The sequence below is a fragment of the Candidatus Krumholzibacteriia bacterium genome (assembly GCA_035649275.1).
Classification (GTDB): Bacteria; Krumholzibacteriota; Krumholzibacteriia.
Map to the genome: position 1 here is coordinate 42,068 of DASRJW010000024.1, position 18,696 is coordinate 60,763.

At 68.1% G+C, this 18,696-nt stretch carries 16 protein-coding genes; 8 read left to right on the plus strand and 8 right to left on the minus strand.

The window, feature by feature from the left end; translation table 11 throughout:
• The first annotated feature begins 114 nt into the window (after positions 1-114).
• Positions 115-1,140: a DMT family transporter gene (locus tag VFE28_01825; GenBank protein ID HZM14714.1), complete on the plus strand. Its 1,026-nt coding sequence runs from the start codon at positions 115-117 to the stop codon at positions 1,138-1,140.
• Positions 1,137-2,519 carry an FAD-binding oxidoreductase gene (locus VFE28_01830; protein ID HZM14715.1) on the plus strand — a complete coding sequence of 461 codons (1,383 nt, stop codon included), beginning with the start codon at positions 1,137-1,139 and terminating at the stop codon, positions 2,517-2,519. Before VFE28_01825 ends, VFE28_01830 begins: the two co-directional genes overlap by 4 nt.
• 6 nt (positions 2,520-2,525) lie before the next feature.
• Here VFE28_01830 and VFE28_01835 read toward each other — a convergent pair whose 3' ends face one another.
• The 7 genes from VFE28_01835 to VFE28_01865 all read right to left on the minus strand — a co-directional run bounded on the left by VFE28_01835 (position 2,526) and on the right by VFE28_01865 (position 8,875).
• On the minus strand, positions 2,526-2,945 hold the full coding sequence (locus VFE28_01835) for a pyridoxamine 5'-phosphate oxidase family protein (protein ID HZM14716.1): 420 nt from the start codon (positions 2,943-2,945) through the stop codon (positions 2,526-2,528).
• Entirely contained in the window at positions 2,942-3,433 is a 492-nt protein-coding gene (locus VFE28_01840; GenBank protein HZM14717.1) for a hypothetical protein, read from the minus strand. The genes VFE28_01835 and VFE28_01840 overlap by 4 nt, the downstream gene beginning before the upstream one ends.
• Positions 3,434-3,455: 22 nt before the next feature.
• Entirely contained in the window at positions 3,456-3,761 is a 306-nt protein-coding gene (locus VFE28_01845) for a panthothenate synthetase (GenBank protein ID HZM14718.1), read from the minus strand.
• An 85-nt stretch (positions 3,762-3,846) separates the two neighbouring features.
• Complete coding sequence (locus VFE28_01850) at positions 3,847-4,200, minus strand: DUF2203 family protein (GenBank protein ID HZM14719.1); 354 nt, start codon at positions 4,198-4,200, stop codon at positions 3,847-3,849.
• Between the two features lie 59 nt (positions 4,201-4,259).
• Complete coding sequence (locus tag VFE28_01855) at positions 4,260-5,594, minus strand: aminopeptidase P N-terminal domain-containing protein (protein HZM14720.1); 1,335 nt, start codon at positions 5,592-5,594, stop codon at positions 4,260-4,262.
• Between the two features lie 84 nt (positions 5,595-5,678).
• Positions 5,679-8,384, minus strand: coding sequence for an AsmA-like C-terminal region-containing protein (locus VFE28_01860; protein ID HZM14721.1), 2,706 nt, complete (start codon positions 8,382-8,384; stop codon positions 5,679-5,681).
• Positions 8,381-8,875 carry a TIGR00725 family protein gene (locus tag VFE28_01865; GenBank protein ID HZM14722.1) on the minus strand — a complete coding sequence of 165 codons (495 nt, stop codon included), beginning with the start codon at positions 8,873-8,875 and terminating at the stop codon, positions 8,381-8,383. The genes VFE28_01860 and VFE28_01865 overlap by 4 nt, the downstream gene beginning before the upstream one ends.
• 118 nt (positions 8,876-8,993) lie before the next feature.
• On the opposite strand from VFE28_01865, the gene VFE28_01870 reads away from it, so the two are divergent.
• Both VFE28_01870 and VFE28_01875 read left to right on the plus strand, forming a co-directional pair.
• A complete protein-coding gene (locus VFE28_01870) occupies positions 8,994-9,458 on the plus strand; it encodes a CBS domain-containing protein (protein HZM14723.1) in 465 nt (154 codons plus the stop codon).
• Complete coding sequence (locus VFE28_01875; GenBank protein HZM14724.1) at positions 9,455-10,672, plus strand: threonine synthase; 1,218 nt, start codon at positions 9,455-9,457, stop codon at positions 10,670-10,672. Before VFE28_01870 ends, VFE28_01875 begins: the two co-directional genes overlap by 4 nt.
• Positions 10,673-10,690: 18 nt before the next feature.
• Here VFE28_01875 and VFE28_01880 read toward each other — a convergent pair whose 3' ends face one another.
• Positions 10,691-11,674: a hypothetical protein gene (locus VFE28_01880; GenBank protein HZM14725.1), complete on the minus strand. Its 984-nt coding sequence runs from the start codon at positions 11,672-11,674 to the stop codon at positions 10,691-10,693.
• A 266-nt stretch (positions 11,675-11,940) separates the two neighbouring features.
• On the opposite strand from VFE28_01880, the gene aroA reads away from it, so the two are divergent.
• The 4 genes from aroA to VFE28_01900 all read left to right on the plus strand — a co-directional run bounded on the left by aroA (position 11,941) and on the right by VFE28_01900 (position 18,691).
• On the plus strand, positions 11,941-13,269 hold the full coding sequence (gene aroA, locus VFE28_01885) for a 3-phosphoshikimate 1-carboxyvinyltransferase (protein ID HZM14726.1): 1,329 nt from the start codon (positions 11,941-11,943) through the stop codon (positions 13,267-13,269).
• Positions 13,270-13,355: 86 nt separating this feature from the next.
• A complete protein-coding gene (locus VFE28_01890; protein HZM14727.1) occupies positions 13,356-14,267 on the plus strand; it encodes a hypothetical protein in 912 nt (303 codons plus the stop codon).
• 143 nt (positions 14,268-14,410) lie between these two features.
• Entirely contained in the window at positions 14,411-15,160 is a 750-nt protein-coding gene (locus VFE28_01895; GenBank protein ID HZM14728.1) for a VCBS repeat-containing protein, read from the plus strand.
• Between the two features lie 390 nt (positions 15,161-15,550).
• Positions 15,551-18,691 carry a BamA/TamA family outer membrane protein gene (locus tag VFE28_01900; protein ID HZM14729.1) on the plus strand — a complete coding sequence of 1,047 codons (3,141 nt, stop codon included), beginning with the start codon at positions 15,551-15,553 and terminating at the stop codon, positions 18,689-18,691.
• The last annotated feature ends 5 nt before the right edge of the window (positions 18,692-18,696 follow it).

The following is an 18,696-nucleotide window of genomic DNA, read 5'->3' on the forward strand; positions in this document are numbered from 1 at the left end:
ACACTGCTCTCTCTTTCTGCTTGCCGCGAGGAGCCCGTGCGCGGTGACTCCACGGGGATCTGCACCGAGAAGACCAGGGACGAGGTGCCGGATGGCCAGACGTGCGAGGGCCGCGTGCCGCGGCTGAAAGTCTACGGGGCGCTGGTCCTGGTCCAGATCATCTTCGGCGTGCACTACTTCGCCTCCAAGCTCGTGCTCGAGATGATGCCGCCGCGGGCTTGGGCCGCGATCCGCATTCTCGGAGGCGCCGGCCTCCTTGCCCTCTACAATCTGCTCTTCCTGCGCCGTCTGCCGAACAGCCGGGGCGACGTGGGTCGTCTCGCCCTCTACGCCGTGCTCGGCGTGGTGCTCAATCAGGTACTGTTCGTGGAAGGCCTGTCGCGCACCTCGCCCTCGCACTCGGCCATCATCAACAGCGTCATCCCGGTCGCCACCCTCGCCTTCGCCATCCTCCTCGGCCGGGAGCGCCGCACCGCTCGGCGGCTGGCCGCCATCGTCGTGGCCTGTGCCAGCGTTCTACTGCTGCTCCGGATCGAGAACTTCCGCTTCGAAGAGACCTGGGTCCGGGGCGATCTGCTCACCCTGGGCAACGCTTGTTCCTTCTCCGTGTTCCTGGTGCTGTCGCGGAACTTGCTGCGGCGCACCCATCCGCTCGCCGCCACTTCCTGGCTCCTCGGCTTCGGGGCGGTGGGGATCACGATGATCGGGGCGCAGCCGCTCGCGCAGGTGAGTTTCGCGGCGCTGCCCGGGAGCTTCTGGTGGCTCGCGGCTTATATCATCGTCTGCGCCACGGCTCTCGCCTACTTCCTCAACTACTACGCGTTGCAGTACGTGGAGTCGTCGATGGTGGCGCTGTTCATCTACCTGCAGGCGCCCATCGCCGCGACGCTGTCGTTCCTCCACAAGGGTGAGGCGCCGACGCTGCGCTTTCTCCTGGCCGGAGCCGGGATTTTTGCCGGCATCTATCTCGCGGTATCGGGCGGTGGTGAGGACAGGCTGGGGAAGAGTGCGGCCCGACGGGTTGCGAGCAGGCGGGCTGACGCTGCCGCGGCAGCTCCGGCCGGAGCGCCGTCAGCGGACCGAACGGCGCCGAGCGCTGACGGCTCGGCGGCGAAGGCGGCAGGAAGAGAACGGCCATGACGCTTCCGGAGCAGGCAGAGGTCGTCATCTGTGGTGCCGGGATCGCCGGCGTAGCCGTGGCGCACCAGCTCACTGTCCACGCCGGCGTGCGTGATGTTCTCCTCGTCGACGATAGGCCGCCACTCACCCTCACCAGTGACAAGTCCACCGAGGCTTATCGCAACTTCTGGCCCGGCCCCGACGGGGCGATGATCGCCCTCATGAATCGCAGCCTCGACTTGATGGAAGAGCTCGCCCGGGGGACCGACAACGTCTTCAGGTTGAACCGGCGCGGTTATCTCTACGCCACCGCCGTACCGGCGCGGGCCGCAGCGCTGGAGCGCGCCGCCACGGCTGCCGCCGCCCAGGGTGCTGGTCCGCTCCGCGTGCACGACCATGCCGATTCCGGCGGCTACGCACCTTCGCCGCCCGAGGTCTTCGAACATCAGCCTCTGGGTGCCGACCTCATCGTGCAGCGTGCGCTGCTGCGCCGGCACTTCCCGTATCTCACCGAGCGCGCCGTGGCTGCCCTACATGTGCGACGCTGCGGCTGGTTCAGCGGCCAACAGCTCGGCATGCTGCTCTTGGAACGGGCGCGTACTCGCGGTGCTGTGCTCGCGGCGGCACGTCTCGAAGCCGTGGAGGTCGCCGGCGGACGTGTGCACGGGGTCGTGCTCCGGGAAGGGGGGCGCACGCAGCACCTGCGCACCAGCTGTTTCGTCGACGCGGCAGGACCGCACTTGGTGTCGGTGGCAGCCCTGCTCGGTATCGAGTTGCCGGTGTTCTGCGAGCTCCACCTGAAGGCATCGTTCCGGGATACGCGAGGTGCCGTTCCCCGCGCCGCGCCGCTCCTCATCTGGGACGACCCGCAAGAGTTGGAATGGTCCGACGAAGAGCGAGAGCTGCTCGCAGCCCAGGAAGAGAGTCGCGGTTTCCTGGGTCTTCTCCCCGCCGGTGTCCACGCCCGACCGGAGGGAACCATGGAAGGCGAACAGGTCCTCGTGCTCTGGCCGTACCATGCGCAGCCGGTGGAGCCGCACTTCCCGCTCCCCGAGGAGCCTCAGTTCGCCGAGATCGCCTTGCGCGGCATGGCCACCATGCTGCCCGGGCTGCGGGCCTATCTCGATGCCGTGCCACGCACCTTCGTCGATGGCGGTTACTACGTGAAGACGCGAGAGAACCGTTGTCTCGTCGGGCCTCTACCGGTCGGTGGCGCTTACGTGCTGGGTGCGCTCTCCGGCTACGGCTTGATGGTGGCCTGCGGGGCGGCGGAGTTGCTCGGAGCCCACATCACCGGCGCACTGCTGCCTGAATACGCCGGCGCCTTCACGCTCTCGCGCTACGACGACCCCGCCTATCGGCGGCTCCTCGAGGACTGGGGGCCGACGGGGGAACTCTAGGTCGCCTCAGGGATGGAAGGGCACGTGGCGAACGGAGCGGACGCGGTACACGTCCGCGGCCTGCAGCTTGAAGATGCCGGACATCCCCGTGGACGAGGCGATGGCCTCGATGTGGATGTCCATGGCCTCGAAGATCGGCCCCGCTTTCTCGGAACGCTCGAACTCGAGAGCCAGGACCCAGTTCGCGGCGGCGGCGACGTCGGCCAGCATCACCGCGGCGCGCGGATTCTCGCGCACGTTGCGGATGGTCTTGTTGAAGAACTGGAAGGAAAGTGCGACGTGCGACTCGTCCACGTAGTAGACCTGCGAGATGATGGTCGCGTTCGGGACGCCAGCGGTGGAGCAGGTGACGATCACGGCCGGGATGCCATTGTCGAGGACGGGCCGGAGCGCAGCGGGCAGCTTCGCGGTTTCCACGTCGGTCACGCCCCTCCTGCCCCTACCGGCGGGACGAGGCGCGTACCGGCGCCGGGTCCCGGCGTTTGCAGGAAGATTTCCTCCACCTGAATCTCCACTGCCAGCGCGGGCTCCAGCATGTAGTCGCGGAGGAGCTGCTCCGGAAGTTCCGGGAACATGGTGCGCACACCCTTCTGAAAACGAGCGACGATGCGCGCGTGAGCGGCGTGGTCCTGCGGCTCGGGATCCCGGTGGCGGAGGTAGCGGCCCTTGAACTGATAGGTCTCGTGCGAGGGAAACTCCTCGATGGTGACCGAGTACTGCCCGTTGTCCGTGAGGTTGTCGACGAGCTGATCGGTGAACTGGGCGGGCACCAGGCAGATCAGCGAATCCCGATCCGCTCCGATCCGCCAGCCGATGACGCGATGCCCGTAGGGGACGAGATCCCGGTCGCGGCTTCCCGAGGTGGCAACGTTGGCGTATTCCTCGAGGAATCTCTGGATCTTGCCCGGAATCATCGTCCCCCCGTGACTCTCGCGCCTAGCTCCACTTCTTCCCGAGTCCGTCGAGACCGGCTTCCTTGAGGTCTTCGGGACGCATTGCGATTCTGAACTCGCAGTCTGCGTCGAAGCTGAGGAACCACGGTTCGGCGAAGGACGGAACTTGCGAAGGGTTCTCGATGTGAATGACGAGAATCGCTCCCCGCGTTCCGTTCTGTTCGGTGAAGTAGACAGCTTCGGGCTTGGTGGCCTCGAGAATCTTGTTGATCGTCGCGCCGGCGCTTCCGTCTCTGACCTTGGAGTTGAACGGTTCGTGCGGAATACGAACCGTGAGCAGCATACGCACGGTCCACTCCTTCGTTTTCGGGATACTAGTGAGGGCGACCGCACGCACAGTACAATGTCGGGCCGCGAGAGTCAACGACGGGCGCTCAGACGACGCCGAGCTTGCCGAGCGGCCGGCGGCCGGAGAAGCCGGTGCTGTAGTCGTGGAAGAACTCGATGGTGGCTTCCGGGTGGTGCCAGCAGTAGTAGATGCCGTCGCCGCTGTCGAAATCCACCAGCCACATGCCTTTCACCTCGACTCCCAGCTCCATGATCGCCGCCCCCCAGGCGCGCAGGATGCGATCGTATTGCTCTTCGAGCCCGCGTCGGGCGTCGCCTTCCGGCTTGGCTTCGAGCTGCCGGACCACCGCCTCGGCTTCCTTCACCGCCGCAGCGGTGATGGCCTGCACCCGGGGCAGCGTCTCCCGGGATTCCTTCAAGGTGAAGATGCGTTTGCTCATCGTCCCATCACCGTCTTCCACCGGCTTTCTCCAATCATTCGCGCCGCGGGGGGCCCCCGTCAAGCGCTCGCCAGAGCACCGGCACGCAGGGCCTCCAGGGCCTCGATCTCCTTGGGAACCGCTGCGGTCAGCACCTCGTGCCCACCTTGGGTGACGAGCACGTCGTCCTCGATGCGCACGCCGATGCCGCGGAAACCCGGCGGCACCCCTTCGAGGTCGGCGGCGACGTAGAGACCGGGCTCCACGGTGAGAACCATCCCCGGGGCGAAGCTGCGGGCGCCGCCTTCGACGGCGTAGAGACCCACATCGTGGACGTCCAGTCCCAGCCAATGGCTGGTGCGGTGCATGTAGAACTTGCGGTAGTCGCTCGATTCCCGCACCCGCTCCGCCGGGCCCTCGGCGAGGCCCAACTCCACCAGCCCCGCGCAGAGCACCTGAACGGCGCGCTCGTGGGGAGCTTCGAAGGAACCGCCCGGGCGCACCGTATCGATGGCCTGCTTCTGCGCTTCCAGGACCACGGCGTAGAGGGCGCGTTGCTCGCTGCTGAACGAGGCTCCCACCGGGAAGGTGCGGGTGATGTCGGCGGCGTAGAGATCGGCCTCGGCGCCGGCGTCCACCAACAGGAGATCGCCTTCGCGAAGCACGGAGTTGTTGTCGCGGTAGTGCAAGATGTTGGCGTTGTCGCCACCGCCCACGATGGTGCCGTAGGCGGGACCGCGGGCGCCGCGCCGGCGGAACTCGTACTCGATCAGGGCTTCCACCTCGTACTCCCGCATGCCTGGGCGGGTCTCGCGCATGGCGCGGAGGTGGCCCGCCGCCGTGGCGGCCACCGCGGCACGCATGCGTTCGAGCTCGTAGGCGTCCTTCACCAAGCGCATCTCGTGCAGCACCGTGCCCGGGTCCTGCAGCTGCACGATGCCGTGCCCGCGTCGCGCCCGGGTGCGACGGTGGTCGTCGACGAGGCGCTGGACGAGCCGGTCCAGGACGGCGTCGCGTCCCCAGGCGTAATACAGCGTGTCGACGTCGCTGAGCAGCTCCGGAAGGCGCGCTTCCAGCTCCTCCACGGAGTAGGCGGCGTCGGCGCCATAAAGACGTTGGGCGTTGTCCACCCCCACACGGCGGCCGTTCCAGATCTCGGCGTCGCGGTTCTTCGGGCGAACGAAAAGAACGTAGCGCGCGGCCGTTCGCCCGGGGAGCAGGAGGCAGACGGCGTCGGGCTCCTCGAAACCGGTGAGGTAGTAGAAGTCGCTGTCCTGCCGGAAGGTGTATTCCGAGTCGGCGCTGCGCAGCCGCAACCGCGCGGCGGGAACGAGGATGGCGCCGCTCTGCAGCGCCTCCATCAGTCGGAGGCGGCGCTCTGCAGTCCGACTGAGGAGGTCCTGGGGTTCCGCCAACGTTTCCCTCCGCGCGCATGCAGGACGAAGGGAGGCAGTATAACGGAGACGCGCTCCTGGCGGGCGCCGCACGGGCGCCGCTCTCTAAGGTTTGCGTGTCGTATCCGGCGGGGTGGGTGCCGGTGCGGGCGGAGGCGGCAGGATCCCCTTCACCGCCTCCTGGAGTGAGCGTCCGAGCTTCTTCTTCGCTTCCTCGGTCGCCACGTTGCCGAGGAGCCGCTGGATCTGCTGCGCCCCCAACGCCTGCAGACCGGTGCGCCGCGCCGTGGCCTGCAGATCCGGTCGCACCTTCGGAGCGCGGAGCGTGCCATCGATGTCGAAGTCGAGCACGAGGCGGCCGGCGCTATCGGTGAACAGCGAGCCCAGGCCTCGCGTCGCGGGCGCCCGCAACGCCTGCTGGGTGAGGGCCGAGGAGAGCTGCACGCCGAGGGCGAGATCGAGCCCGCCATCGAGGCCGATCTTCCCCTCGACTGTCGCATCGGCATCGTTGCCCTGCAGCTTCAGTGAAGGCAGCTTGACCTGTCCCGACTCGACGGCGAAGGAGAAGCCGACCTGGCGGTAACTCAAGTTGGACAGGCTCGGCAAGCCGAGGACGGCGCCGAGCTGTTTGAGGATCGGAAGTTCCTTGAAGCGGCCGTTCACCGCCAGGCCTTGCCCCTTGCCGGTCAACTGTTGGCGCATCGCTGCCGCACCAGCGCCAGTGACATTCCAGGACGAAGTGCCGTCCAAGGTTCCTTCCACCAGGCTGCCAGCGCGGAAAAAGTCTTCGAGCAGTCCACCGAGCTGCACCTTGTCCATCTCGACGACGAGCTCCTGCCGCGGTGCTGCGGGGGTGGCGAGATCCACCTTCATGCTGCCGCCGAGTTTGCCGTCGTACGTCTGGGCGGTGAGATTCGGCAGCTCCAGCGTCGTGCCATCGAGGTGCAGATCGCTCTGCAGTGCAGCAGCACGGATCTTGTTGAGCCGGCCGCTCTTCGCCTGCAAGTGGCCGCGGGCCCGTGCCGGCGTGCCGGCGAGCTCGGCCTGGCAATCTTCGAGGAGGAAATTGTCGCGCTCGAGCCGGGCGGCGCGGAGTGTGAGGTGGAAATCTTGAGCTTCGCTCTTCCATTGCAGGCGGGCGTCGCGGAGGGCAGTGCGTTGCGCCTGCACCACGCCGGCTTCGAGGTCGAGCTCGAGATCGAGAGGTGGCAGCGGCGGAAGCAGCGTCTTGGCGCTTCCCGTCCCCTTGCCGCGGGTGGCGGCGGCCGTGTCGGTGCCAGTGGCCGTTGCAGGGAGCAGAGCATCCAAGTCGAGCGCCGCGGCTCGACCGCGCAAGGCGATCCGCGGCCGCTTGGGCGGCAGCGCCGGCTGTACCGTGCCGGAGCCGGCGAGGCGCGCCTCGCCGCAGGCGAGGTTCAGTTTTTCCACCTGGATCGTGGCGCCCGCGCCCACGAGCCGCGCTTGGAGCTCGAGCGGCTGCCGAAGCTGGGGCGTTTGGATCCGCACGCCTTCGAGCGCTAGCGGGCCGTGGAGGGAGGGCAGGGACTTGCCGGCCAGCCTACCTTCGAGGCGCGCGTCGGCTTGCAGCGTCCCCTCGAGGCGGTATGGCGGCGGCTTGGGCGCGAAGGTCGCGGCCACTGCGGCGAGCGTTGCGAGATCGAGCCGGGTACGCAGTTGTACGGAGTACGCGGCGTTCTCTGGGGCGAAGAGCGAGACGATTTCACCCTGAAGACTTAGGGGCGCCTCGCCGATCCGGGCTTCGAGATGTTGGATCTGCAGCGAATCGCCGTGCAGCTTCGCTGTGAGCTCCAGGTCGCTGATGGAGGCCGGCCACTCTCGCGACTGCAGCCGGCCGCCGGCGAGGGCGAGATCACCCTCGAGGTGTGGCTTGCCCGTTCCCGGAGCATCGAGACGGAGGTCGATCCGGGCGCGACCTGATGCCTCCACCCCGGCCAGGCGCGGCAGCCGTTCCTTGGGCAAGAGCTCGAGGATCTCGGCCAGCTCGAACTCCTGGGAACGCGTGCGCAAGTGCAGCTCTGGTTTGCGATCGTGGAGCGCCGCTTCACCTTCCAGCTGCAAGACGAAGTCCTGGAGGCGAAGGCGCAAGCTGTCGATGTGGGCGCTCGAAGCCCCGAGGTCGGCGCGCAGCACCGGTTCAAGCCGCACGGTGAGCGCGGGGAACTCACCGAGGGGACCGCGGGCCCGGAGTGCCGGGCTCTCGATCCAGCCCTGGAGACGGAGGTCGTGAAGGTTGCGGTCCAGGCCCATGGCGAGCTCAGCGGCGAGCGGCCCCTGTAACTCGAAGCCACTTTGCGCGCTCCGCAGCTCCAGGGCACCGTCTCGCAACAAGAGCTTGCGGATCTGCAACGCCATCGGCGTCCCCGCCTTGGCCGGTGCTGCCGGTGCGCTCGGCGTGCCGGGGGCACGATCGGTGGCGAAGTTCCACTGCCCCTGCTCATCCTGTTCCAAGAAGAGACGCAGTCCGTCGAGCACGAGGGACCTCACCTCGAGCTGGCGGCGGAGGAGCGCCAGGAAGCCGAGCTCGAGCTGCATGGCGTCGAGCTCGACCACATGCGGCGAGGCGAAACCGGGTCGCGCCCCGATGCGCACGGCCTCGAGGCGGGCAGCGAGCGGCATCAGGTCGAGCCGGGCACTGCCGATCTCCACCGGCCGTCCCAGTGCTGCTTCGAGACGAGGCTCGGCGAGGGCGAGCAGGCGCTCCGGAGGGAAGGCCGCGCGCAACCCGAGGAAGAGGGCGACGAGCGCGAGCACGAGGACGGCAGGGATGATGAGGAGGCGCTTCCTTCTCATGGTGTGGGCCTCACCTGCGCCAGAGCCAGTCGCACCGCAGCCGCGGGCTCGCTGGCTTCGAGGATCGTGGCGGCCTCGCCGTCGGCCCGTCCGGCCTTCCAGGTCCCGAGGCCGACGACCGGGCGTCCGAGCTTCAAGGCCATACCGATCTCCGAGAGTGTTCCGGCGCCGCCGCCGATGGCGATGACGGCTTCGGCCCCGGCCACGACGAGAACATTGCGGGCTTGGCCGAGCCCGGTCGGCAGCGGAATGGCGATCCAGGCGTTGGCGCTCTCGGGGTCATAGTCGGGAAGGAAGCCGAGGGTGAGGCCGCCGGCCGCGCTGGCGCCGTGGGCCGCCGCTTCCATCACGCCTCCGAGGCCGCCGCAAAGCAGGATGGCGTCGGAGCGCGCGATCTCCGCCCCCACACGGCGGGCTAGATCGAGCTCGGTCTCCGTGGCGAGCGCGGCGCCGATGACGGCGAGGCGCCGCCGGCGGAGCGTCGTGCCCATCGCATCACCTCCCGAGGCAGACGAGTCATCGCGTCCTCATCCACCTCTCGCCTTGCCGGCGGGAGAGTGTACAATGACGGGTATGGGGTAGCCTCCACAATCCTCGCCAGGAGGAACCATGAAGACCGTGGGTGAAATCATTCGTGATCGGGGAATGCTGTACGTGCGCTCGCAGAGCAGCGTGGCCGAAGCGGCGGAGTTCATGGCCAAGCACCGCATCGGCGCCGCTCCCGTGCTCGAGGGGGAACGCCTGGTCGGCGTCTTCTCCGAGCGCGACCTGATGACGCGCGTGGTGGTGCCGGGACTCGAGCCGCGGCAGACGCGCATCGGCGACGTCATGACCCGCGACCTGGTCGTGGCCGCACCGGACGATACCTACGAGCAGGCCGTCGCCAAGATGCTGCAGCGGGGTTGCCGGCATCTCCCCGTCGTCGCCAGCGAACGCCTGCTCGGCTTCCTGTCGCTGCGCGATCTCTTGCAGGCGGAAATCCAGGAGCAGGCCGACAGCCTGGCCATGATGACCCATTACGTGCAGTACTTTCCGCCAGAGGTCGAAGAGCGCTTCCGTAATTCCGTCGCATGAGGGAGCCGTCGGCCTGGCGCAGCTTTGCCGTCGACCTCGGCTGCACGCGCTGCGACCGCTCGTGGCCGCTGTCCCGACCACACAACCTCTGCGAGTGTGGGGCCCCGCTTTCCACCCGCTACGATCTGGCCGCCGCCGGAGCCTCGCTCGACCGCGAGACTCTCGCCGCTCGTCCCGCCGATCTCTGGCGTTATCGCGAGTTCTTGCCGGTGCAGAGCGTGGCGCATCAGGTGACGCTCGGAGAAGGTGGCACGCCGCTCCTCGAGCTGCCGCGTCTGGCGGCGCGGCTCGAGACCGGGGCTCCGAGCCCGCCGCAACTCTTGCTCAAGGACGAGAGTTTCAATCCCACCAACAGCTTCAAGGCGCGCGGCATGGCGGTGGCGGTGTCCCGGGCCCGCGAGCTCGGCCTCGAGCACCTGGCCGTGCCTTCGGCGGGGAACGCCGGATCGGCGCTGGCGGCGTACGCAGCCCGGGCGGGACTGCGAGCCACGATCTTCATGCCCCGCGACACCGAACTCCTGTTCGTGGAGGAGTGTCGCGCCCACGGCGCGCAGGTAGAGCTGGTGGATGGACTCATCCACGATTGCGGCGCCAAGGTCGCGGCGGGGAAGAAGAGCGCGGGTTGGTTCGACGTCTCCACGCTCAAGGAGCCCTATCGGTTGGAAGGCAAGAAGACGCTGGGCTACGAGCTCGCCGAGCAACTCGACTGGCAGCTGCCGGATCTCATCGTGTATCCCACTGGTGGCGGCACCGGTCTCATCGGGATGTGGAAGGCCTTCGCAGAGCTGCGCGAGCTGGGTTGGATCGAGCCACCCCTGCCGCGCCTCTGCAGCGTGCAAGCTGCCGGCTGCGCCCCCATCGTGCGCGCCTTCCACGCCGGCGCTTTGCGTGCCGAGCCGTGGGAGAATGCACACACCTTCGCTCTCGGCTTGCGTGTACCCGTGGCGGTGGCGGATTTCCTCATGCTGCGCGCGCTGCGTGAGAGCGCGGGCACGGCGGTGGCGGTGAGCGAGGCCGAAATCGCCGCCGCTGGACGCGAGCTCGCCCTGACCGAAGGTGTCTTCGCCTCTCCCGAGGGCGCCGCCACTTGGGCGGCCCTGCGGCAGCTGGCGGCGGCCGGGGCGCTCCGCGAGCGGCGCCGCATCGTTCTCTTCAACACCGGCGGCTGGACGCGCTACGCCGAAGGCTGGCGTCGCGCCCTGGGTCTCGCCTGAGGCGGCCCGGCGGCGTGATCAGGTGCGGGTGGGGGCACCGGCCAGGGAGGCGCTCAAGACTTGCGCCAGCGCCGGCTCGGTGTGCCCTTTGGCATGCAGATGACGCAGCGTGTCGTGCACCAGGGACTCGTCGCACCAGAAGCCCTGGTCCAGCATCCACAAGCTCGCCACCAAGGCTTCGTCCAGGTCGTGCTCGTACTCCGCATGCACCAGGAGACCGGCATACCAAACGCCGAGCAGCGCCATGGAGAGCAACAAGTGCCAGCCGGCGATCATCCCGGTCGGCGACGCCAGCGCCACGTTGCCCAGCGTACGATGCTGCAGATAGCTCTCGAGCAGCTGCCGTTCGGCGCGGGAGAGCTGCGGGAAGCTCCAGGCGCGATTCGACCCCGCAGTCCGCGCCAGATCGGCCATCCACTCGGCGAAGGCAGGCGAACCGGTGCGGGTCACCAAGTGGTTGGTGAGCTGCAAGGCATAGTCCGGTGCCGACGGCAGGTGCTCGCCCTCCAAACCGAGATCGTCGATCGCCTTCTTGCTCTCCCAGGCTTCGCAGAGAACCTGGAGCTCGCAGGGCGAGCGGCCGCGCCAGCTGCGCAGCGTCTCCTCCACCACGGCCAGGCGATGCCGGCCCTGGGCGAGGCCGGCGCCGGGATTGTCCCCCGCGGCCGCGAGATCATCCTGCAGGCCGTCGGCGATCCAGTAGAAGTGCCCCCAGGGCAGTGCCAGATCCGGTGCCAGGCGCACCTCGTGCACATCTTGCAGCGGCACGTGGCGGAGCGGTGCGGTGTCGCCATCCACTTCGACGCTGATCTCGAAGGGCTGCGTCTGCAACAGTGCTCGCAAGGCTTCACGGCTCGACGGCATGGCTTGCAGGTAAATGCGACGCGGCGTGCGCAGCGCGAACACCGGTTCCAGAGGCGACAGATCCAGCAGACTGCTGGGGATCCAGCGCACGTGCTGCGCTTCCATCGGCCCGTCGTCCAGGCGCTCGTCCTCTAGCATCGTTCCGCCTCCGTGGCTCGAGTCTCGGGCGCGCAGAGCCGCCGCGAAGAGTTCGACTCATGCAAGGCTGGTTCCAGGACGAGGGGTTTCGAGGCCGGGTGAGGCCAGCGAGTCGGTTCCACCAGCGGGCGCGCTGCGCTAGCCTGGTCCGGACGGCGCGCCGCGAGCGAGCCCGGTCCGGACGCCGCCAGGTCGCGCTGTTGCAGCCGCCACGATCGCGCGCCGCGGCGTGGCCCCGGGGCGTGGATACCTCGAAACGGAGCGAAGTGCCAGAGCCTTCCTCGCGCCTTCGAATTGAGGGCGACGCCTGGATCATCCGCGGCGCCGCCGGCGTGCGTGGATTCCTGGCGCCGCCGGCGGACAAGTCGCTGGCGCATCGCGCCCTGCTGCTCGCAGCGCTGGCGGATTCGCCGAGCACGGTGCGCCACCTCTCCGGTGCGGAAGACGTCGTGCGCACTTTGGAAGCGCTGCACCAGCTCGGAGTCCGCAGCGAGGCCGGGCCGGACGGACTGCGCCTGCGCGGCGTGGGACTGCGCGGGCTGCGTGCACCGCAAGCGCCGATCGACTGCGGCAACTCGGGGACGACGATGCGACTCCTGTGCGGCCTCCTCGCGGCCCAGCCGTTTGCCTCGCAACTCTTCGGCGATGCTTCGCTTTCCCGGCGTCCCATGCAGCGTCTGGCCGCGCCGCTCCGCGCCATGGGGGCGAGGGTCCATTGCCTGGGCGAAGAGGGGCGCCCGCCGCTCCAGATCGAAGCGGCGCCAGAGCTCCGCGGTGGTGTCCACACCATCGCGGTGGACAGCGCCCAGGTGCGGAGCGCCCTGCTCCTCGCCGGCCTTTACGCCCGTGGTCCGACGCGGCTGCGTCCCGCGGGGCAGGCGCGGGATCACCTGGAACGCATGCTTCGGGCCCTGGGGGTTCGCCTCGAGGCCGAAGCCGATGGCCTCGTCCTCGAACCAGGGGGCGCATCGTGGTCGGGCTTCGTTTTCGAAGTGCCCGGGGATCTCTCGGCGGCGGCGTTCTTCGTCGCTGGGGCCATGTCGCCCCGGAGCGGCGAACTGCAGGTCGAGCCTGTAGGGCTCAATCCGGGACGACAGCGCTATCTCGAACTCTTGCAGGGCGCCGGCGCCCGCCTCGAAACTCGCCCCGGGCCTTCGCGCCTGGGGGAGCCGACCGGAGCCTTCACGGTGCGCGGCCCCTTGCGTTCCGGCATGGAATTGGGCGGCGCCGACGTGGTGCGCTGCATCGACGAGATCCCGGCCCTCGTCGCTGCTTGCGCCGCCGCCGGCGTGAGCGCCACCGTGCACGACGCCGGCGAGCTGCGCCGCAAAGAAAGCGACCGCATCGCCGGCCTGGTGCAGCTGCTGCGCGCCTTCGGTGTCGCCGCCGTCGAACGCCCCGACGGCTTCCACCTCGAGGCCGGTGCTCGTCTACGCCCGGCGCGGGTTTCTTCCCAGAACGACCATCGCCTCGCCATGGCGGCCGCCATCCTGGCGCTCTCCGCCGACGGCGAGAGTCGCATCGACACCGTCGACTGCGTGCGCACCTCCTACCCAGATTTCGCCACCGATTTCGCCCGTCTCGCCGACGCCTGACCCCGCCTGTGCGGAAGCCTCCCCTCCGGGCATGTGCGTTGCTTCCTCATGTCGGCGAATCCTTGCGCGAGAGGTGGAAGGCAGAGATGGAGCGCCGGCACGGCCAGGATGAGCCTCGGGTCTTCGAGGATCACCGTGACAATCTCACCGTGGACGTGCAGAACGTGCTCATGCAGGAACGCGCTTCGCAGTTGCGCAGCGAAGACAGCCAGGTGGCACTGCTCTGGAACGTCTTCCGCTCGCTGCAGAACCTCGATCCGCGCCTTTGGCTGCCCCGTCTCGTTCTCCAGGCGCTGGGAGCCAAGAAAAGCAACCCACGCCTGCGCGGACTGCTGGCACCGAGTCAGCTCGTCGAACCTGTCTTCCATTGGTGGCAGCGGTACGACCTGCCCCCGAGCCGGCACGAGTGGCTCCGCGACCAGACGACCCACGGCAACCTCGACCTCGGCCACTATCCCGCCTGCTACGTGCCGGAAAAGAAGGCCGAGGCGTCGCGGCTGCTGCAGGAAGGTCTGTTCCTGGAAGAACGGGTCGAGGTCCCCCTGGTCATCGAAACTTCGTCTTTCTGGCTCGGGATCCTGGCCGTCTACAAAGGCAACCTGCGCCAGCACAGCCGCTTCGATGCCAAGCGCGACGATCTCCTGCGCTTGCTGGACGCTGGGACTCATCAGGCCACGTTGGCAGGGAAGAGATTCCTCGGGCTCGTCCTCTACACCGATGCCCGCACCTACAACACCGAGACCAAGCGTCTCTTGGATCTCTACCGCAGCCACGGCGACATGCTGGTGTCGCGCTTGCCGCACCGCCAGGACTCCGCGGTGATCACCGAAGCGGCCCGGCTCCTCGGCGAATTGCGCTGGCGCGACCTGGGCGGTGTCCTCCTGGACACGAAGGAAGAAGAGCGCATCGGCCTCTTCGATCTCGCGGTCCTGGACGAGCTGATCAAGTACCTGGCGCGCAAGGACGTCGGCTTCAATCTGCTGCGCCGTCTCAAGTGAAAACCGCCCCGACTGTCGCTGCCGTTGAGTTCAGCTGCCGTGGATCCTTCCCCGTCGACCGCTGCCGTGGACCCCTGCTGCCGTTGACCCCTGGGCGCATCCCTGACTAGACTCGAAAGTCTGCCTTTCCCGGGGAGGGCGGTTTGTTCTGGCGTCGACTGGTTTGGCTCGTCCTGCTGGGGTGCCTCACGCCCACGGCGCTCTATGGCGATTTCCTGACGCCCCGCGCCGCGGACTTCGCGTCCAAGTACCCGCCGTTGACGATGGTGAACGGCCCGCAACGGCGGCTCCTGTTCGGCAGCTACCGCGGTACGTTGCAACTGTTCGAGAGCCGCAACGGCAAGCTCGTCGAGGTGAAAACCCGGGAGCTGTGGTCGCCGGTGGTGCGCATCTACGCCGCCGACCTGGACGGCGACGGCCAAGATGAAGTGGTGGGATACACGCAGAACGCCCGACTCTTCGTCCTGCGTGGTTCCGATCTGCAGGACATCTGGAACACACCGGAAAAGCGGTTCAACAGCATCTCTGCCCTCACTCTGGGTGACGTCGACGACGACGGCCAGCTGGAGATCGTCTTCATCGCCGACAACCTCCTGCGCTTCTACACGGCGCTGCAGGACGTGGAGGAATGGAAGAGCACGATCACCTTCACCAACGCCACCGAGATCGCCATCGGCGATGTGGACGGCGACGGTGGCCTGGACATTGTGCTCAACTCCGGCATCGTGCTCGGCGCCGTCTTCCGCGACGTGAAGTGGACGTACACCACCGGGTTCGGCTCTCGCATCGACCTCTACGACATCGATTCCGACGGCAAGCTGGAGATCGTGGGCTACGGTGGTGACGGGTTGATGCGAGTCTTCGACGTCGACGAGCGTCGGTTGAAATGGTGAGTACGCCCTCCCCTGGGTGAGGGGGGTGCCACGGGACGGGATTCGCCGCCGCAAGAGACTTCCGCCGGGACCGTCAGCGCCACCCGCCGCCCCCGCACCCGCTTGTCGGCGCCCCCACCTACCACGCCGTCGGCGCCTCCCCCGACGCACCACCTGTCGGCGTCGGCCCCCAACCCACCACCGACCGAGCGCTCGTGACGACCGGGGAAATTCCAGCAATTGGTTCCGCTGCTTGCACCGGTCTTGCGGAGAAGGTGCCATGGTATCCCGCAGCGGAGCCGGGGCTGGTCCGCAACCGGTTGTAGAAACGCGCGTTGCGTTGATGGTATACTGAACCGGGTGTCCTTCGTGTCGTGACGCGCCCACCCGGGCGCCTCCACGGAGGACCGCTTGCGTTTCCCTCGACACCTCGGGTTCTTGCTCCTCGGCCTCGTCGCGGTACCGGCGCAGGCGCAGCTGCAGTACTTCGGCAAGAACAAGGTCGAGTACGAGGAGCAGGACTGGCGTGTCCTGCAGACCCGGCACTTCGACGTGCACTTCTACGCCGGTGAAGCGGCCATGGTGCACGACGCGGCGCGCTTGGCGGAACGGGCCTACACCGAGCTCGCCGCCGTCCTCGGTCACGAGTTGCCGCGGCGCATTCCCCTCGTCCTCTACGCCTCGCACTCCGACTTCCAGCAGACTCACATCACGCCGTCCATGATCGACGTCGGCACCGGGGGCATCACCGATCTGGCGCGGCGGCGCGTCTTCCTGCCCTTCAACGGTTCCTGGGGCGACTTCCAGCACGTGCTCACCCACGAGCTCGTGCATGCCTTCGAGATCGACATTCTTTTCGATTCCACCCAGGGCGATCCGCTGAATCCCTTCGCCTTCGCGCCGCCGCTCTGGGTGATGGAGGGCCTGGCCGAGTACCTGTCGCGGCCCCAGCAGGACAGCTACACCGCCATGTGGCTGCGCGATGCGGCCCTCTCGGGACGGCTCCTGTCGCTGCCGCAGCTGGAGCAAGTCCAGGACATCCGTATTTACCGCTTCGGCCAGAGCGTCTTCTCCTACTTCGCCGAGCGTTACGGCAGCCGCCGCATCGGCGACCTGCTGCGTGCGCTCGCCACCAGTCGCAGCCTGGAGCGGGCGTTCGAGGATGTCGCCGGCGTCTCGTTGCAGCAGTTCTCCGAGGCGTGGACCACGGCCGTGCGCCGGCGGCACCTGCCCGAGCTCGGGCAGCACCAGCTGAACCGCGAGTACGCCACCCCGGTGGTCACCCGAGAGAGCGAGAACGCCGGCATGCTCCTCGTGCCGAGCATCTCGCCGGACGGCCGCTACCTGGCCTACGTGAGCGACGCCGGGCTCACCCGCGACCTCTATGTCCGCGATATGGAGGAAGGGCGCTCGCGCCGGGTCGTGCACGGCGAGCAGAGCGGAGACTTCGAATCGCTGCGTTTCTTCAACGCCAGCGCCGCCTGGGCGCCCGACGGCAAGACCCTCGCCTTCGTCTCGCAGTCGCGCGGCGAGGACGCCCTCAATCTCCTCGACGTGCAGCGCCGACGTGTCGTCGCCAAATATCGCTTTGGTCTCGACGAGCTGCAGACTCCGACCTTCTCGCCGGACGGCGGCGAGCTGGTTTTCGTCGGTCTCGAGGGTGGGCAGAGCGATCTCTATCGCGTCCGCAGGGATGGCACCGATCTGCGCCGGCTCACCGCCGACCGCGCCGGCGAGCGGGATCCGCAGTGGTCACCGGACGGCCGGAAACTGGTCTACGTCACCGATGACGGTGAGGACGCGGACTTCGAGGCACTGCGCTTCGGCACTTGGAAGATCGCTCTTCTGGAGCTGGAGAGCGGCAGACGCGAATTGCTACGCCCCTTCAGAACAGGTGCCGCTGCCAGCCCTGTCTGGTCCGGAGACGGCGGCTCGATCGCCTTCATCGCCGACCCGGACGGCATCCCGAACATCTATGTGCTGCACCTCGCGACGTCGAACGTCTTCCGCCTCACCGACACGGTGACCGGTGTGGGTGGCGTCTTGCCGGAGAGTCCGGCCCTGTCCTGGGCCCGGGGGAGCGATCGCCTGGTGTTCTCGGCCTTCGGTAACAGCGGCTGGGACATCTTCCGTATCGACCGCCCGGCCAGCGTCATGCGTCCCCTGGAAGGCGCCATCGCCAACCTCGTCACGAAACACGGTGCGACGGAGGCGGCAGGCCTTGTCGCTCCCGACTCCATGAGCGCGGTCAGCACAGTGGCGGACTCCGTCGCTCGCGACTCCCTCGCGATGAAGACCGTGTCGGTCGACTCCATCGCGCCGTCCTCGGTTGCTCGAGACACCATGGCGCCGTCCTCGCTTGCGTGGGACGGTATCGCGCCAGCCTCGGCTGCTCGCGACTCCAGCGCGGCCGCTGGCGCAGCATCGGCGGCCCTTCACCCCGGCGCCGGCATGACCTCGCCGGCGGCGGCCACGACGCCGCCAGGCGTGCTGCTGCCGGCGCCCGAAGCGATGGATTTCGTCGAGCGCCCGTACCATGCGCACCTCGCCCCCGATGTCTCGCAGGTAGCAGGGGTCGTGGGAAGCCAGGGCGGTTTCGGCGGTGCCTCGCTCATCCACTTCAGTGACCTCCTCGGCGATCATTTGCTCAGTGTGGGCTTCGGCATCTATGGCTCGCTCAAGGATTCCGATCTTTCCCTCGAGTATCTGAACCGTTCGGGACGAACGAACTACCAGTTCGGCGTTTTCCAGCACCAGCGGCGTTACGGGTTCCTGGCCTCCGCGGTAGCCGGAGTCGAGAAGCAGACGTATCTCGGCGTGCGCGCCGCCGCGATCCGTCCCTTCGACAAGTTCTCTCGTGTCGAAATGTCGATGCAGCTCGCCGCTGTTCGCGGCCGCTTCTTCTTGGGTGAGACCTTGGGGGATGGGAGCGTGCAGGAGCTACGCAGCTTCGCGGGCCCCGGGCTCGCCTACGTGGTGGACACGGCGCTCTTCGGTTCCACCGGCCCGATCATGGGGCGTCGCCTGCGCCTCGGCCTCGAGTCCGGTTTCGGCGAGCTCGACTTCCGCACCCTCGAACTCGACTGGCGGCAGTACTGGAGCTTCGGGGCCAGTTTCACGCTGGCCGCCCGTGGCTACCTCGCCGGGAGCTGGGGGGCGACGCCGCAGAGTTTCTTCCTGGGTGGAGCGAACACGCTGCGCGGTTACGCCTACGGCGCGCTCGCGGGAACTCACGCTGGTCTCGCAGGACTGGAGTTCCGCTTCCCACTCCTGCGCTACCTCGCCCTCGGCTGGCCCTTGCCGCTCGAGCTCGGCAACGTGCGCGGCGTTCTCTTCGCCGAATCCGGCTCGGCTTGGGACAGCGTGTGGCTTCGCACCAGCCGCGCGGCCGCGGGGATGGACGTGGATCTGGGGCCGCAGGTGGCCTACGGCTTCGGCACGCGCATCGATTTCGGCGCCTACATTCTTCGCCTCGATTGGGCGCAACTCTACGATCCGCGCACGGGCCACACGCGGCGCGGCTCGAGTGTCGCTGTCGGCGCGGACTTCTAGCTCTC

What these genes read in the sequence shown, in the direction of transcription:
- VFE28_01865 (HZM14722.1), bottom strand. Translation starts at nt 8,875, where the DNA reads ATGGGCACGACGCTCCGCCGGCGGCGCCTCGCCGTCATCGGCGCCGCG.
- VFE28_01850 (HZM14719.1), bottom strand. Translation starts at nt 4,200, where the DNA reads ATGAGCAAACGCATCTTCACCTTGAAGGAATCCCGGGAGACGCTGCCC.
- VFE28_01875 (HZM14724.1), top strand. Translation starts at nt 9,455, where the DNA reads ATGAGGGAGCCGTCGGCCTGGCGCAGCTTTGCCGTCGACCTCGGCTGC.
- VFE28_01830 (HZM14715.1), top strand. Translation starts at nt 1,137, where the DNA reads ATGACGCTTCCGGAGCAGGCAGAGGTCGTCATCTGTGGTGCCGGGATC.
- VFE28_01860 (HZM14721.1), bottom strand. Translation starts at nt 8,384, where the DNA reads ATGAGAAGGAAGCGCCTCCTCATCATCCCTGCCGTCCTCGTGCTCGCG.
- VFE28_01880 (HZM14725.1), bottom strand. Translation starts at nt 11,674, where the DNA reads ATGCTAGAGGACGAGCGCCTGGACGACGGGCCGATGGAAGCGCAGCAC.
- VFE28_01840 (HZM14717.1), bottom strand. Translation starts at nt 3,433, where the DNA reads ATGATTCCGGGCAAGATCCAGAGATTCCTCGAGGAATACGCCAACGTT.
- VFE28_01870 (HZM14723.1), top strand. Translation starts at nt 8,994, where the DNA reads ATGAAGACCGTGGGTGAAATCATTCGTGATCGGGGAATGCTGTACGTG.
- VFE28_01890 (HZM14727.1), top strand. Translation starts at nt 13,356, where the DNA reads ATGGAGCGCCGGCACGGCCAGGATGAGCCTCGGGTCTTCGAGGATCAC.